Source organism: Gillisia limnaea DSM 15749 (assembly GCF_000243235.1).
In the GTDB taxonomy this organism is placed as follows: domain Bacteria; phylum Bacteroidota; class Bacteroidia; order Flavobacteriales; family Flavobacteriaceae; genus Gillisia; species Gillisia limnaea.
The window spans coordinates 2040406-2054570 of sequence record NZ_JH594606.1 but is presented as its reverse complement, the minus strand read 5'-3'; the positions used below and the strand labels follow the sequence as shown (position 1 = coordinate 2054570).

Annotated in this window: 13 protein-coding genes, 1 tRNA gene and 1 pseudogene; 6 read left to right on the top strand and 9 right to left on the bottom strand. The window is 39.2% G+C overall.

Going from position 1 to position 14165, the window contains the following annotated elements:
* Window positions 1-3: 3 nt before the first annotated feature.
* Window positions 4-1407, bottom strand: coding sequence for a nicotinate phosphoribosyltransferase (locus tag GILLI_RS11000; RefSeq protein WP_006989187.1), 1404 nt, complete (start codon window positions 1405-1407; stop codon window positions 4-6).
* Window positions 1408-1435: 28 nt separating this feature from the next.
* Window positions 1436-1963, bottom strand: a pseudogene (locus GILLI_RS10995) (macro domain-containing protein).
* A 185-nt stretch (window positions 1964-2148) separates the two neighbouring features.
* On the opposite strand from GILLI_RS10995, the gene GILLI_RS10985 reads away from it, so the two are divergent.
* Entirely contained in the window at window positions 2149-3735 is a 1587-nt protein-coding gene (locus GILLI_RS10985; protein ID WP_006989186.1) for an ion transporter, read from the top strand.
* Window positions 3736-3810: 75 nt separating this feature from the next.
* Here GILLI_RS10985 and GILLI_RS10980 read toward each other — a convergent pair whose 3' ends face one another.
* From GILLI_RS10980 to rseP, 4 genes are all read right to left on the bottom strand, one after another.
* On the bottom strand, window positions 3811-3954 hold the full coding sequence (locus GILLI_RS10980; RefSeq protein ID WP_040506980.1) for a GIY-YIG nuclease family protein: 144 nt from the start codon (window positions 3952-3954) through the stop codon (window positions 3811-3813).
* A 117-nt stretch (window positions 3955-4071) separates the two neighbouring features.
* The gene (locus tag GILLI_RS10975) at window positions 4072-4359 is read right to left on the bottom strand and encodes a GIY-YIG nuclease family protein (protein ID WP_006989185.1); all 288 of its coding nucleotides are present in this window, start codon (window positions 4357-4359) and stop codon (window positions 4072-4074) included.
* Between the two features lie 48 nt (window positions 4360-4407).
* Window positions 4408-4481: transfer RNA gene (locus GILLI_RS10970), tRNA-Asn, on the bottom strand.
* A gap of 541 nt (window positions 4482-5022) precedes the next feature.
* Complete coding sequence (gene rseP / locus GILLI_RS10950; protein ID WP_006989184.1) at window positions 5023-6339, bottom strand: RIP metalloprotease RseP; 1317 nt, start codon at window positions 6337-6339, stop codon at window positions 5023-5025.
* 155 nt (window positions 6340-6494) lie between these two features.
* Between rseP and GILLI_RS10945 the strand changes: the two genes are divergently transcribed.
* The 4 genes from GILLI_RS10945 to GILLI_RS18570 all read left to right on the top strand — a co-directional run bounded on the left by GILLI_RS10945 (window position 6495) and on the right by GILLI_RS18570 (window position 9748).
* Window positions 6495-7169, top strand: coding sequence for an SCO family protein (locus GILLI_RS10945; RefSeq protein WP_006989183.1), 675 nt, complete (start codon window positions 6495-6497; stop codon window positions 7167-7169).
* 77 nt (window positions 7170-7246) lie between these two features.
* Window positions 7247-7474 carry a FeoA family protein gene (locus GILLI_RS10940; protein WP_006989182.1) on the top strand — a complete coding sequence of 76 codons (228 nt, stop codon included), beginning with the start codon at window positions 7247-7249 and terminating at the stop codon, window positions 7472-7474.
* Between the two features lies 1 nt (window position 7475).
* On the top strand, window positions 7476-9569 hold the full coding sequence (gene feoB / locus GILLI_RS10935; protein ID WP_006989181.1) for a ferrous iron transport protein B: 2094 nt from the start codon (window positions 7476-7478) through the stop codon (window positions 9567-9569).
* 29 nt (window positions 9570-9598) lie between these two features.
* The gene (locus tag GILLI_RS18570) at window positions 9599-9748 is read left to right on the top strand and encodes a hypothetical protein (protein ID WP_006989180.1); all 150 of its coding nucleotides are present in this window, start codon (window positions 9599-9601) and stop codon (window positions 9746-9748) included.
* A gap of 69 nt (window positions 9749-9817) precedes the next feature.
* On the opposite strand, the gene GILLI_RS17735 is transcribed toward GILLI_RS18570, so the two are convergent.
* Genes GILLI_RS17735 through GILLI_RS10920 form a run of 3 tightly spaced genes read right to left on the bottom strand, consistent with a single transcriptional unit; the run spans window position 9818 to window position 11755 of the window.
* On the bottom strand, window positions 9818-10225 hold the full coding sequence (locus tag GILLI_RS17735; protein ID WP_006989179.1) for a hypothetical protein: 408 nt from the start codon (window positions 10223-10225) through the stop codon (window positions 9818-9820).
* A 49-nt stretch (window positions 10226-10274) separates the two neighbouring features.
* Window positions 10275-11096 (bottom strand): ZIP family metal transporter, encoded by an 822-nt coding sequence (locus GILLI_RS10925; protein WP_006989178.1) that lies wholly within the window; start codon window positions 11094-11096, stop codon window positions 10275-10277.
* Between the two features lie 2 nt (window positions 11097-11098).
* On the bottom strand, window positions 11099-11755 hold the full coding sequence (locus GILLI_RS10920) for a metal-dependent transcriptional regulator (protein WP_006989177.1): 657 nt from the start codon (window positions 11753-11755) through the stop codon (window positions 11099-11101).
* A gap of 100 nt (window positions 11756-11855) precedes the next feature.
* Between GILLI_RS10920 and GILLI_RS10915 the strand changes: the two genes are divergently transcribed.
* Window positions 11856-14126, top strand: coding sequence for a TonB-dependent receptor (locus tag GILLI_RS10915; RefSeq protein WP_006989176.1), 2271 nt, complete (start codon window positions 11856-11858; stop codon window positions 14124-14126).
* The last annotated feature ends 39 nt before the right edge of the window (window positions 14127-14165 follow it).

The following is a 14165-nucleotide window of genomic DNA, read 5'->3' as shown; positions in this document are numbered from 1 at the left end:
AATTTAAATTTTATATTTATTGAGTAAATTTTCCCGTTCTTCTTTCAACTTAGAACTAATGCCCACTTTGTAAATATGCGGATTAAAAAAGCGTTTGTATTCTGCTGGCAAAGTACCCAACCGTTCTTTAGCGTATTGGGATATTTCCTCCAGACTCCTTGGTTTCTCGGTTCGTTTTCCATCTATCATTACAGGATGTAATAAAGCTTCCATCTTACACCCTTCAACGGCAAGTGACTTAAGGGATTCCATGGGATCGTGCATACGGTCTATTCTAGTTTCACTGCGCATCGTCATAGCATCTGCTCCAACCAGGTGCCCTTCTGAATCGCTTAATCTATACACCTGTTTTTTATGCGGAATAGTCACTTTTGAAAGATTTTCAGAAATTTTTAACCTTGGTTTTCCGTTTGATTCCGCCAGTTTATAGACTCCGTCTAAAGCTCCATCCGGACTTCCTGTTACCAGATTGGTTCCCACTCCAAACACATCTATTGGAGCCTGTTGCTCCAGTAAACTTTTAATCACAAATTCATCCAGCTGATTAGAAGCTGCTATTTTCACATATTCAAGACCAGCATTGTCAAGCATTTTTCGGCTTTCCTTCGCCAAATAGGCCAAATCCCCGCTATCCAATCGAATTCCGGCAAGTTTTTCTCCTTTCTGTTCCATCTCCTTCCCAACTTTGATCGCATGAGGAAGTCCACTTTTTAAGGTATCGTAGGTATCAACAAGCAGAACGCAATCGTGCGGTCTCCCTTTTGCAAATGCCCGGAAAGCCGTGAGCTCATCATCATAACTCTGAATAAAGGAATGCGCCATAGTACCGGATACCGGGATTTCAAAATCTTTTCCCGCAATTACATTACTGGTTCCATTAAAGCCACCTATTATGGCTGCTCTACTCGCATAATACCCACCGGCACCCTGTGACCTCCTAAGTCCGAAATCCAGCAATGTGCGGTCTCCGGCAACAAGACGCATCCTGCTGGCTTTGGTGGCGATAAGAGTTTGAAAGTTGAGTATATTGAGCAGCATGGTTTCGATAATCTGAGCTTCGATCATCGTCGCTTCAACTTGTAGCACAGGACGGGTTGGAAACACAAGATCTCCTTCTTTTGCTGAATAAATAGTTCCCCTGAATTTAAAATTCCTTAAATATTCAATGAACTCTTCGGAAAACTCCTGTTTTTTCAAAAAGTCGATATCGGAATCGCTAAATCTTAGATCTTCCAGGATTTCCAAAAGATTTTCCAATCCTGCGAAAATCGCATAACCGTTACGAAAGGGAAGTTTTCTGAAAAAATAATCGAAAACAGCCGTGGTTTCCCGTTGTCCATTTTGAAAATAAACCTGTGCCATCGCAAGCTGGTATTGATCTGTATACGTAGCAGTAATATTTAGCATATCATAGAAGTTTGGTAGCAGAGAGCCTTCAATTTAATTTCTCAAGTTTCTCCTCGTAAAACTTAAGATCCTGCTCACTGAACAGAACAAATTTAATCTTTTGCAAATGTCTAATCCTCTCCAATTCCCCTAAAATTGTATTAAAACTGATATCTGTCGCCTTTTGAAAAGGATATCCGAAGGCTCCTGTAGAAATAGAGGGAAATGCTATGGAGGAAATTTTATTTTCTTCGGCAAGCCGCAACACATTTTTATAACAATTTGCCAGCAGCGCTTTTTCAGTTTTATCCCTTCCATACACCGGTCCCAGGCAATGAATCACATATTTATTGGGTAAGTTGTAAGCCTTGGTGATTACCGCTTCTCCAGGATTGATGGGCGCCAAAGGTTTACATTCCTCATAAAGTTAAGGCCCTGTCGCCCTATGAATCGCACCTGCCACTCCGCCTCCGGTTTGGAGTTGGGCATTAGCAGCATTTACTATTGCCTCGACATCCGGCTGTTTGGAAATATCTCCCAGGACCGCTTCAAATAACACATTTTTTATTTCCTTCATAATTTAAAATATTTAAAAATTACGGATTTTGCTGCAGAAAATCGTGAAGGGTTAACCAATCCTTTTTCCTTTGGAGGATTTTAGTTTAGAACAGTGATTATTCTATAGCAGCAGTTAATTTATTTTCCTAATTTAGAAAAATTTCGCCATTCCCGGAATAAACACAATACAAAAAGCTCCTGAAATTGAGAATAAACCGAAAACGATACAGAATATTCTATAAGCTTGAGGAACATCTTGAAATCCCGATGTTCCTACTGGCGATTGGGTGGTTAATTCTATTTATTATAGAAATTTTTAGAGGGCTAAGCCCATTTGAAGAAAAGCTCATATACGTTATATGGATTCTCTTTATCCTCGAATTTTTAATTAAATTTATAATAGCTCCCCGAAGACTTCAGTTCATAAAACAGAATTGGATCACCATAATTTCGCTAATAATACCTGCCCTTCGGGTTTTTAGAATATTTAAAGCATTGAGAATATTAAGTACGGTAAGGGTTATAAATTCTACAAAGATCATACGGGCGATTACTTCAGGAAAAAGATTCTTTGGGGCATTAGAAAAAGCACAGGGACCCCAGCCCAATGCAGAGATGGATGTGGGATTTTTGATTGCGGTAAAGAATCTGGAAGAAAAAGATAAAATGATCAAATATGCCCGCCAACTTGCTGAAGATGTAAAACCGGAGCTGGAAGAAAGTACAGGGATTAATTGGAATTTTGATATTTCGGACATTTTTAAACTGGAGAATGACCGCTCAAGAAGCCCATCTTATTTCCTTGACCGGGCAAGTATGAGTATGGCAGTAGGTCCTTATGATCTTGTTTGTGTAATTACAGATGTTGGCCTTATGTCAAGGGGAAATATTCAGGTATCGGGTCTTAGTTCATTGATCACCAGGATCATTGCAATGTCCACAAAGCAACTAACTTCTACCGGGAAGAACCAGGAAAGGCTGGATTTAGATTGTGAAGATGTTCGTTACCAATCGGCTTCCCTCTTTCTTCATCAAACGGGACATATTTTGGGATTGAAGCATACTCCTGCAACCAAACCGGGAGTTATGAGTTCCAAAAAATTCAACAGGTCATTATCAAAAGTTCCTTCTTTTTCTCCAAAAGAAAAACAAGTACTTAGGAAAAAAGCAAAGAAGGCTCCAGACAGAGAGTTGAGAAATGGAAATGATCTTGAAACCTTCGTTTTCCATATCCTGATGACCTTTAGCCATCCTGGGAATTTCTTTTGGCCGTTGATAAGGAACAAAGCATTACTACTGCCACTTTCCTTGCCGGGGCTAGCTACTGCCGCGGTAGCGCCCGCAATAATCCTAATTTTCAATGCAGAGATCTGGGATGTGGGTTTAGGAATGACAAATGGAACTGCTGCATTTTTTGCGGTTATAAGCATCATGTTAGCAAGCTTTTACCTGGTGCGGGTCCAATCCCTGTTTCTTCCGAAAAGGGAGAAAAGGATTATTACTGAACATCTAGCCGTGGCCAACACCGTTATCTATTTCAGCATTTTCCTGGCCTGCATTGGGCTTTTTCTCATGGTAGGTGCATTGATGATGGTTATTGAATTATATGTTTTCCCGGAAGATCTTATGCGCACCTGGCCAACTTTAAGCAAACCGGAAATTTTATTGGAAGATAAGATCAGGATCGCAGTTTTCATAAGCACAGTTGGTGTAACTACCGGTGCTCTGGCAGGAGGACTGGAAAGCAGGACTATCATTCAACACCTGGCACTATTCAGGAAAAATGAATAGCGCAAATGAAACAGACCTCTATCATACTTGATCCTATAAAATGGATCCAATTTTTCGGAAAATAAAATATAAACGCTACCCTTCATCTGCTTTTGCTGTAAATTTTCTTGCCTCAGAATTACGATGAAAATCCATCCTTACATCAAAATCTGATGTGGAACCGATATAAAATCGGTCCAGTTTTTCGGAAAATAAAATATAAACACAATCCTTATTCATAGTAATGTAGTAAAACAAGAAAGCCCGACATCTCTGTCAGGCTTTTTGCTCCCCTCCCGATCCATGTCGGGATGGGCTCGAACCAACCCCGATAGCTATCGGGGCTCTGATTAACAGTCATTTAAATTTTGCCTTTAGCTTATCTTTCATCTCAGGATATAGCTTAATATTTTTGATATAGATTCTACTCTTCATTGACTTTATATGTTTTTCAATCGATAGAGCCTGCTTATTACTTTCACAGTTTATTTTATCAAAGATTACCCAATCATCTGCTTTTGCTGTAAATTTTCTTGCCTCAGAATTACGATGAAAATCCATCCTTACATCAAAATCTGATGTGGAACCGATATAAAATCGGTCCAGTTTTTCGGAAAATAAAATATAAACACAATCCTTATTCATAGTAACGTAGTAAAACAAGAAAGCCCGACATCTCTGTCAGGCTTTTTGCTCCCCCTCTTGGGCTCGAACCAAGGACCCTCTGATTAACAGTCAGATGCTCTAACCAGCTGAGCTAAGGAGGAATTTTCAATAAAATTAGTGATTCTTTTGAAAGGACACTACCCTTAAATTTTTTACTTCCCTCCCCGGCTCGAACCAACCCCGATAGCTATCGGGGCTCTCATCAACAGTCAGATGCTCTAACCAGCTGAGCTAAGGAGGAATTTTCAATAAAATTAGTGATTCTTTTGAAAGGACACTACCCTTAAATTTTTTACTTCCCTCCCCGGCTCGAACCAACCCCGATAGCTATCGGGGCTCTCATTAACAGTCAGATGCTCTAACCAGCTGAGCTAAGGAGGAATCTCAATAAAATTAGTGATTCTTTTAAAAGGACACTACCCTTAATTTTTTTACTTCCCTCCCCGGCTCGAACCAATCCCGATAGCTATCGGGACTCTCTTTAACAGTCAGATGCTCTAACCAGCTGAGCTAAGGAGGAATTTCGCATTTCTCTTTTGCGGTTGCAAATATATGTCATTTTTTAAATGACTTCAAAACAAAAACAGAATTTTTTTGAGTAAATTTTATATAAAAAATCAGACTCCAAACTATTTTTTTCTATTACTCAAATAACCAGCGATATATGTCATTCCCGTTTGCAAATAAAACCAGCGCAATCAGGATAAAAAATCCAACCATTTGGGCATATTCCATAAATTTCTCGTTTGGTTTTTTTCCGGAGATGATCTCGTACATCAAAAATACAACATGTCCCCCATCCAAAGCAGGAATTGGCAAAATGTTCATAAAGGCCAGAATGATAGAAATAAATGCAGTTGCCATCCAGAATCCCTGCCAGTTCCAGGCATCGGGAAATATACTTCCTATAGCTCCAAATCCACCAACCTGGGTTGCTCCTTTGGCAGTGAATACATATTTGAATTGAGCTACATAATCATGAAGGGTCCAGTAACCAAATTTAAATCCTTCGGTAATGCTCTCGGAAAACCCATATTCCCGGGATTGAACGTTGAAATCTCTTTTTGATGTCACTCCTATCAATCCTTCTTCATCCGGGGTTACTTTCACACTTTTAATCTTATCACCTCTTTTAAACACCAATTCTACCTCTTTGTTTTTAGCTTCCTGAGATAAGGGAGATAGTTCATGCCAATATCCTATTTCCTGATCATTAAAAGAAATAATACTATCGCCCTTCTGCAATCCGGCTATTCCGGCGCTTTTCTCCAAAAGTACACTATCCAACACAGCATTTTGTATAGGAATGAACGGCTGCATTACCCCTTCTTCAAACATTTTGGAACCTATTTCTGCTGGGACAGAAACCGTTTCTTCTGTTCCGTCCTGATGTAAAACCGTAATAGAATTAACATCCCGCATAAAAAGGTGGCGGTTTATATCCAGACTATTTTCAAATTCCTGTCCATTAACTTCTAAAATCCTGTCTCCATCCTGAAATCCAAATTCCTTGAATTCTTCAGCCACTGCAAATCCGCGCGGCATATCTTCAGGAGTCACAAAAGAGCTCCCCCAAACAAACAATACCATCATGTAAATGACAAATCCCAGCACCAAATTCACGGTAACTCCACCAAGCATAATTATTAGTCGCTGCCAGGCTGGTTTGCTTCGAAATTCCCAGGGTTCCGGTGGTTTTGCCATTTGTTCCCTGTCCATGCTCTCATCGATCATCCCGGATATTTTCACATAACCTCCAAGGGGCAACCATCCAATTCCATATTCGGTTCCACCTATTTTCTTCTTGAAAAGGGCAAATTTTACATCAAAAAATAAATAGAATTTTTCAACCCGGGTTTTAAATAATTTGGCAGGTATAAAATGTCCTAATTCGTGTAAAACAATCAGCAGGGACAAACTGAGCAATAATTGTATGGCTTTTATTAAAAATGGATCCATTCTCTAATCTTCAAATTTTAAATCGCACAAAAGTAACCTTTTAAAAACTCCTAAAAAAGAATAAATGATATCGGCTGTGGCTGGCGATGTAATTTTAATACCCGGTTTGCTACTAATTGATTTTTAGACCGTAATTTTGCTAAAAGTTTTAAAAAATGCTTCAGTTTTTTTCAAAATTCAAAACCCTGGGAATTGTACTCTTAGTACTTTCAGTGATCATTATTTATGCTATTTATACACTTTTAACTCCGGAAAAAAGGCTTCCGGTCTATCAGCCGGATATGGTAAATACAGAATTGGTGGATACCACCGTACAATTCGTAAGAAAGTATCACAAAATAGCCGATTTTGAACTCTACAATCAAAATGGAGATACCATCACCCAGGCCTTTTACAAGGACAAAATCTACATAGCCGATTTTTTCTTTACTACCTGTTTAACTATTTGTCCAATTATGACAAACCATATGGTTAAAATTCAGGAAGAAATAAAAGAAGATCCCGAAGTGTTGTTGTTATCTCATACCGTTTTTCCAGTTGCAGACAGCGTTCCTGTTCTCAAAGAATATGCGTTGGAAAAAGGCGTACTGGATTCCAAATGGAACCTGGTTACCGGGGATAAAAAACACATCTATGAGCTTGCCCGGAAATCCTATCTTGCCTCAAAGTCTGATGGGGATGGCGGTCCTTATGATATGATACATACCGAAAATTTTGTGCTGGTTGATAAAAAAAGCCAGATACGTGGTTTCTACGACGGTACCAATCCGGAGGCAATCGATGATTTAATGAAAGATCTTCAAATCTTAAAAGCTGAATACAAAGAATAGCCAGATTTATCCTGTAAACTTTTGTAGGCGATAATTTTAGGCTACTTTTGCCTTGTTTAAAATCAATCTAAATAATAATGAAGCTCACCATCGCTCATTTAAAACGTGGCCAAAAAGGAATTATCAAAGATTTTTCTGTTGATAATGTTCCGCTTAAGCTGTTGGAAATGGGTTGTCTTCCGGGAAATGAAGTAGAATTGGTTCAAACTGCGCCTTTTCGGGATCCTATGTATTTAAATATTAATGGAAGTTATTTAGCAATTCGAAAGGAAACCGCGCTTCTTATTGAAATAGAATTAATATAATATGGGCAAGCAAATTAATGTTGCGTTAATTGGAAACCCAAATACCGGTAAAACCTCGGTTTTTAACCAGCTCACGGGACTTAACCAACAGGTAGGAAACTATCCGGGGATCACGGTAGAAAAAAAAGAAGGAATCTGCAAATTACCTCGCGGACTGAAAGCTCATATCCTGGATCTCCCCGGGACTTATAGCCTGAATGCTTCCTCCCTGGATGAAAACGTGGTTATTGAACTCTTACTCAATAAAAACGATAAGGACTTTCCCGATGTTGCCATCGTTATAAGCGATGTAGAAAACCTTAAACGCAATCTTTTACTTTTTACACAAATAAAAGACCTGGAGATCCCAACCATACTCGTTATTAATATGGCAGACAGGATGAAGCGCAAAGGTATCGAACTCGATATCGCCCTCCTGGAAGAGCGATTGAATACAAAAGTTGCACTGGTAAGCTCCCGAAAAGGAACCGGAATTGAAGAACTAAAAGAGATTATCATCAATTACCGGCAGATCTCCACCGAGCCCTGTTTGCATGCATCTGTAATAGATCCCGAATATTTTGGAAGATTGCGGAAAGCCTTTCCAAATCAATCTTTATACAAATTATGGCTGGTGATTACCCAGGATGTAAATTTTGGAAATGTCAATCGGCATTCCTTAAATTCAGATCCCGATTTCAAGACCAAAAGCTTCAGCGACCTGAAAAGGCTTCAGCAAAAAGAAACAATTCTTCGATATCAATTCATCAACGGATTGCTTAAAGAAGCTATGAGTATAGACCTTAGCTCTGCATCCGATCTTCGTATAAAACTAGACCGAATTACAACACATAAAGTATGGGGGTATCTTATTTTCTTCGGAATAATGCTCCTCATCTTTCAGGCGATTTACGACTGGTCTACTTACCCGATGGATTTTATTGATATAACATTTGCATCCCTAAGCGAATGGGTAAAAACCGCACTTCCTGCAGGTCCCTTCACCAGTTTAATTTCCGAAGGAATTATACCGGGGCTGGGTGGAATTGTAATTTTTATTCCTCAAATCGCTTTCCTGTTCCTGTTTATTTCAATTCTTGAAGAAAGCGGTTATATGAGTCGCGTGGTATTTTTAATGGACCGGATAATGAGAAGGTTTGGACTTAGCGGCAAAAGTGTAGTTCCCCTGGTATCCGGTACAGCCTGTGCTATTCCCGCGGTAATGGCTACCCGAAATATCGAAAACTGGAAGGAACGACTTATCACTATTTTAGTAATCCCTTTTACCACCTGCGCCGCCAGGTTGCCGGTTTACCTTATTATTATCGCTTTGGTTATCCCGGACAAAACCTATTACGGACTTAATTTGCAGGGATTAACCCTAATGCTGCTTTATTTGATAGGTTTTGGTACTGCAATTTTTTCTGCCTGGCTGTTAAATCAGGTTTTAAAAATAAAATCCAAAAGCTATTTTGTGATAGAAATGCCCAACTACAAGCTACCCCTTTTTAAAAATGTGGCGATTAATGTTGTTGAAAAAACAAAATCTTTCGTTCTTGGAGCAGGAAAAATAATCTTGGCAATCTCTATAATATTATGGGTTTTGGCAAGTTATGGGCCGGGCGATAATTTTGACAATGCAGAAGAGATTGTTAGCAATCAAAATGAAAATATTGCAGGACAGGAACTGGAGGAAGAGATTGCCTCCTACAAATTAAAATATTCCTATATTGGAATTACAGGTAGGGCGATTGAACCTGTATTCACGCCGCTTGGATATGACTGGAAGATAGGGATTGCTATCCTGAGCTCTTTTGCCGCCAGGGAAGTTTTTGTAGGTACCCTCGCAACCATTTACAGTGTGGGAAGCGATGAGGAAGAAACCATTAAAAACCGAATGGCAGCCGAAACTAACCCAATACTTGGAGGTCCACTGTTCACCTTTGCCAGCGGCATTAGTTTACTGCTTTTCTATGCTTTTGCAATGCAATGCATGAGTACCCTGGCAATTGTAAAAAAGGAAACCAATACCTGGAAATGGCCCATTTTACAATTGGTAATTATGAGCCTATTTGCCTATCTTGTAGCTCTAATTGCTTTTCAATTATTAAAATAACGTATGACTTAATTTAAACTTGAGAAATTATGGAAGTACTTCAGGAAATATTGGTCTTTTTCACCTTTGCCGTTGCTTTGGGATATATGATCACGAAGTTTATATGGAAACCCGCATTTCTAAAAAGCAAAAAGAAATCGGATAAAAGCTGTGGTGTTTCCAGCTGTGGATGTCACTGATCTGAATGATAGGTGATAAAAAGCAGGGGGAATGTCTTTCTTAAAATTCCAACCACCTCTTTACCAATATTATAATTTTTCGCTCACCCTCATTTGAAGGCTATAATGCGGTTTAGTATTTTTTGACTGAACTGTTGGATAGGGCATTAGATCAATTCCAGAAATACTATACGCAACAGCTTCAGTTATAAAACTCAACGTGCTGTTTTTTGAGTTGACCAAAAGTATTTTTTCTTCTAAAAACCTTCCATTTTCGAATATTTCTACCAGCACTTTTGCTTCACCGGCCCAAATACAGGTAACATTGACGGGACATCGGGAATCTGAAACCACTTCTTTAAACTTCATGGATCGGTTTCCAAAATCAAGCAATTCACCCTGCTGAAGAACAGCGCTATAACTCCTTGTTTCTGAAGTTTCCTGCCCCATAAAAGAATAAGAAAAAATCAGAAATGCGAATACTAAAAAATATTTCATGGTAGGTAGTTTACTTAAAGACGAACATAAAAACCCGATGTTGCAAATATTAGCCCAAACCAACATCCAGGGTCATCATTACTATAAAACCTCCTATGAAGCCCATAGTAGCGATATCGGTAAATCTTTCCTGCTGAGATTCCGGGATCACTTCCTCCACCACTACAAAGATCATAGCCCCGGCTGCAAATGATAAAGCATACGGCAAAATTGGTTCAAAAGTTAATACTGCCCAGGCACCAAGAACTGCGGCTATAGGTTCTACCGCCGCTGAAAGCTGTCCGAAATTAAAACTTCTCCATTTACTCAGGCCCTGCCGGCGCAAGGGCATTGCCACAGCAAAACCTTCAGGAAAATTTTGTAGCCCAATTCCAATTGCCAATGCCACTGCACCTCCAATACTAGCGCCATCAATGCCTGCTGCCGCAGCTCCAAATAACACTCCCACGGCCAATCCTTCCGGAATGTTATGCAATGTAATGGCAAGGGTCAATAAAGTAGATTTATGCCAGGGGGTTTTAATACCCTCCTTTTCACTCATTTGAAAGTTTACATGCAAATGCGGAAGGACCTTATCGAGTCCGAAGAGAAAAAAAGCTCCCAGGGTGAAACCCACTACAGCAGGTATAACTTTAATAAAACCTTCTCCGGGACTCATTTCTATTCCTGGGGCGAGCAAGCTCCAAAAACTTGCCGCAACCATAACACCGCCTGTAAAACCAAGCATTCCATCAAAAAACGCCCGGTTCATAGTTTTGAATAAAAAAACCAGGGAGGCGCCTAATGCGGTAAGCCCCCAGGTAAAAAGTGTGGCAAGAAGTGCCGCCAGAATGGGATTAATGCTTTGAAAGTAATCAATTATTATATCCATAGTTATGATGTTTTAACATAAAGGTTCCCTGATATTAAATGTGATATACGAAGTTCCTTATCGTTGATTTTTACCAACATAGATTTGTCAAAAGATTCCTTTTCCAACACTTTTAACTCTTTACCAAGGGCAATAGAATTTTTATCTAAAAACTGAAGAAATGGAGCCGAAGAATCCCTTACGCCAACACATATACCGGAATCTCCCTTTTTCACGTCTGACAACAACATTTTATTAGAGACAGAAAAATTACCCTCGGCATCCGGAATTGGATCTCCATGCGGATCGCGTTTTGGAAATCCCAGGAATTTATCCAGTTCGCTAATAAGCTTTTCAGACCTTATATGTTCGAGCTGTTCTGCCACATCGTGAACTTCATCCCAGTTGAAATTGAGTTTTTCAACCAGGAAAACCTCCCATAAACGATGTTTTCGTATTACAGATATCGCTGCTTCCCTTCCAGATTTACTCAATTTCACCCCCTGGTATTTTTTGTAGTTCAGCAATTTTTTTTCTGAAAGTTTCTTGATCATATCGGTTACTGAAGACGCTTTGGTCTCCATCTCTTCCGCAAGCGCATTGGTACTTACACCTTCACGATATGTATTTTCTAAATGAAAAATAGCTTTTAAATAATTTTCTTCTGAAAGACTGAACATAATCTTCTTTTTATTGTTGTCAAAAATACATTTTTATTTTAAATAAAACCTTTTTTAGACTTGTCTAAATTTTATTTGTAGTTTTGTAAAAAATAAATTTATGAGATATCTAATATATGTAGCGCTATTTTTATTCGGAACCAATGGATTTACACAAACAGGAGAACTTTCCGGGGGCGTTTTATCCAAAGATGGACCGGTTCCCGATGCGAATATTTATATAGAAGATTTAAAATTAGGAACTACCGCAAATGAATCTGGGAGATATTCCTTGAAAAACATTCCACAAGGAACCCATACATTGCGGATAAGTGCCGTGGGATACGAGGCTATAAAAAAGGAAATATCCATAAGCCCAAACCAAAAGTTAAAAATAGATTTCCAAATGGAAATTACCTCCAGTGAACTTTCTGAAGTTTTAATTATAGATGAGCAATCCGGCTTAGCGCGACGCACACCTTACAATGTTTCCTCTATTAGTATGGCAGGAATTGAAAATAAAGGAAACCCAAACGGAATGATGGGCATACTGAGGGAAGTACCGGGAATTTACGGAGCAGAATTCGGGCAGGGAATTGTAAAACCATTTATTCGCGGACTTGGATTTTCACGAATTGTAACCATCTATCAGGGCAATAAACTCGAAAATCACCAATGGGGAGCAGACCACGGATTGGGAATCAACGATCTTGGGATAAAAAGTGTGGATGTGATAAAAGGTCCGGCTTCGGTTTTATATGGATCTGGCGCTTTGGGCGGGGTTTTGCTTTCAAAAGATGATGATTTTTATTTAAATTCTACAAAATTTGCCGGAAATGCTGGTACTACCTTCAACAGTATTTCCAATGGAATAAGGACGTATGGTTCTTTAGGGAAATCTTATAAAAACGACATGTTTTTCGCTGTTGATGCCGCCTATGAAACACACGCCGATTATAAAAACGGCGATGGGAGAATTATAGGAAACAGCAGGTTTAATACTCACACCATTCGGTTACATACCGGAATTGAAAAAGAGAATTTTCAGAATAAATTGTCATTTACCTACAACAACCAAAATCTGGGGATTATAAGTGATGAGGAAATGGATGCATCAAAATCGCTTGCAACTTCCAGGAATGACAGGGATATGCAACTGCCCTTTCAGGAAGTGGAAGATTTCCTGATCTCCTACAATCAGGGAACTCAAAGTGAGTTCCTGGAGAGCTTTATTCACCTCTCTCATCATTTTAATGACAGGAAGGAAATTGAAACCGAACCCAATTTGGTAGACCTTGGATTGATGCAACAACATACATTCTATAATTTCAGATTACGGTTTCCGAAGGGGAAAATCAAACACAGTATTGGGACCCAGGGGAGTTTTAAGCAAAATGATAATCTGGAGACTGCTCAAAAGTTTCTCATCCCGGATGCCCAAACTTTTGAAAGCGGAATTTATTACCTGAGCAGCCTGGATCTTGAATCTGTTTTTTTACAGGGGGCACTTAGATATGATTATAGAACCGTAACGGCCGATGCGACCTCGGCATCTTTAGTAGCTTATAATTTCATCCTGCCGGGGAATCCTGAAAACCGAAAACTCACAAAAACCTTCAGCGGATTTACAGGTTCACTTGGAATGACCACTAAGTTTGACAAAAAAAACACGCTCAAATTAAATTTTTCAACCGGGTTTAGAGCTCCGGACCTCGCAGAGTTATTTTCTAATGGTCCCCATCCCGGAACGAGCAGGTTTGAAAAAGGGAATGAAAATTTTGGAAGGGAACAAAGTTTTCAGGCAGATGCGAATTACAGCTACAGACATAAAGATTTTCAGGGCCAAATATCAATTTTTGGTAGCCGGATCAACAACTACATCTTTTTTGCTTCTACCGATGAAATTCGGGAAGAAGATGGCCTTGAAATATGGTCTTATCTACAAACCGATGCCGATTTTTACGGGATGGAGTTTGATTTAAAACACAGTTGGTTAAAAAACAACCGACTGGAAACCACTATTTCAGGAGCGATTGTAAGAGCATCTGAAAGGGGGTCGAATGAAAACATAAGTTTTATTCCTCCCAATAATTATAATGCCGAAATAAGCTATTTTGCACTTCAGGATAGATCGCTTTATCTATTTTCAAAATTAAGGCTTATAGCTACCCAAGACAGGGTTGGTTTTAATGAGGAGAAAACCCAGGGATATGTGCTGCTAAATTTGGGTGCAAGCAAAAAAATTATTCTGAAAGAAAACAATATAGAAATTGGGATCACCGTGTATAATGCACTAAACAAAACCTATGTAGATCATATGTCCATTCTCAGGGCCTTTAATGTGAGCAGTCCCGGCAGGAATTTAATGTTGAACCTTAATTATAACTTTTAACCCGGCAGTGGGTTTAATTCCAAATACCTGACTGAAAGT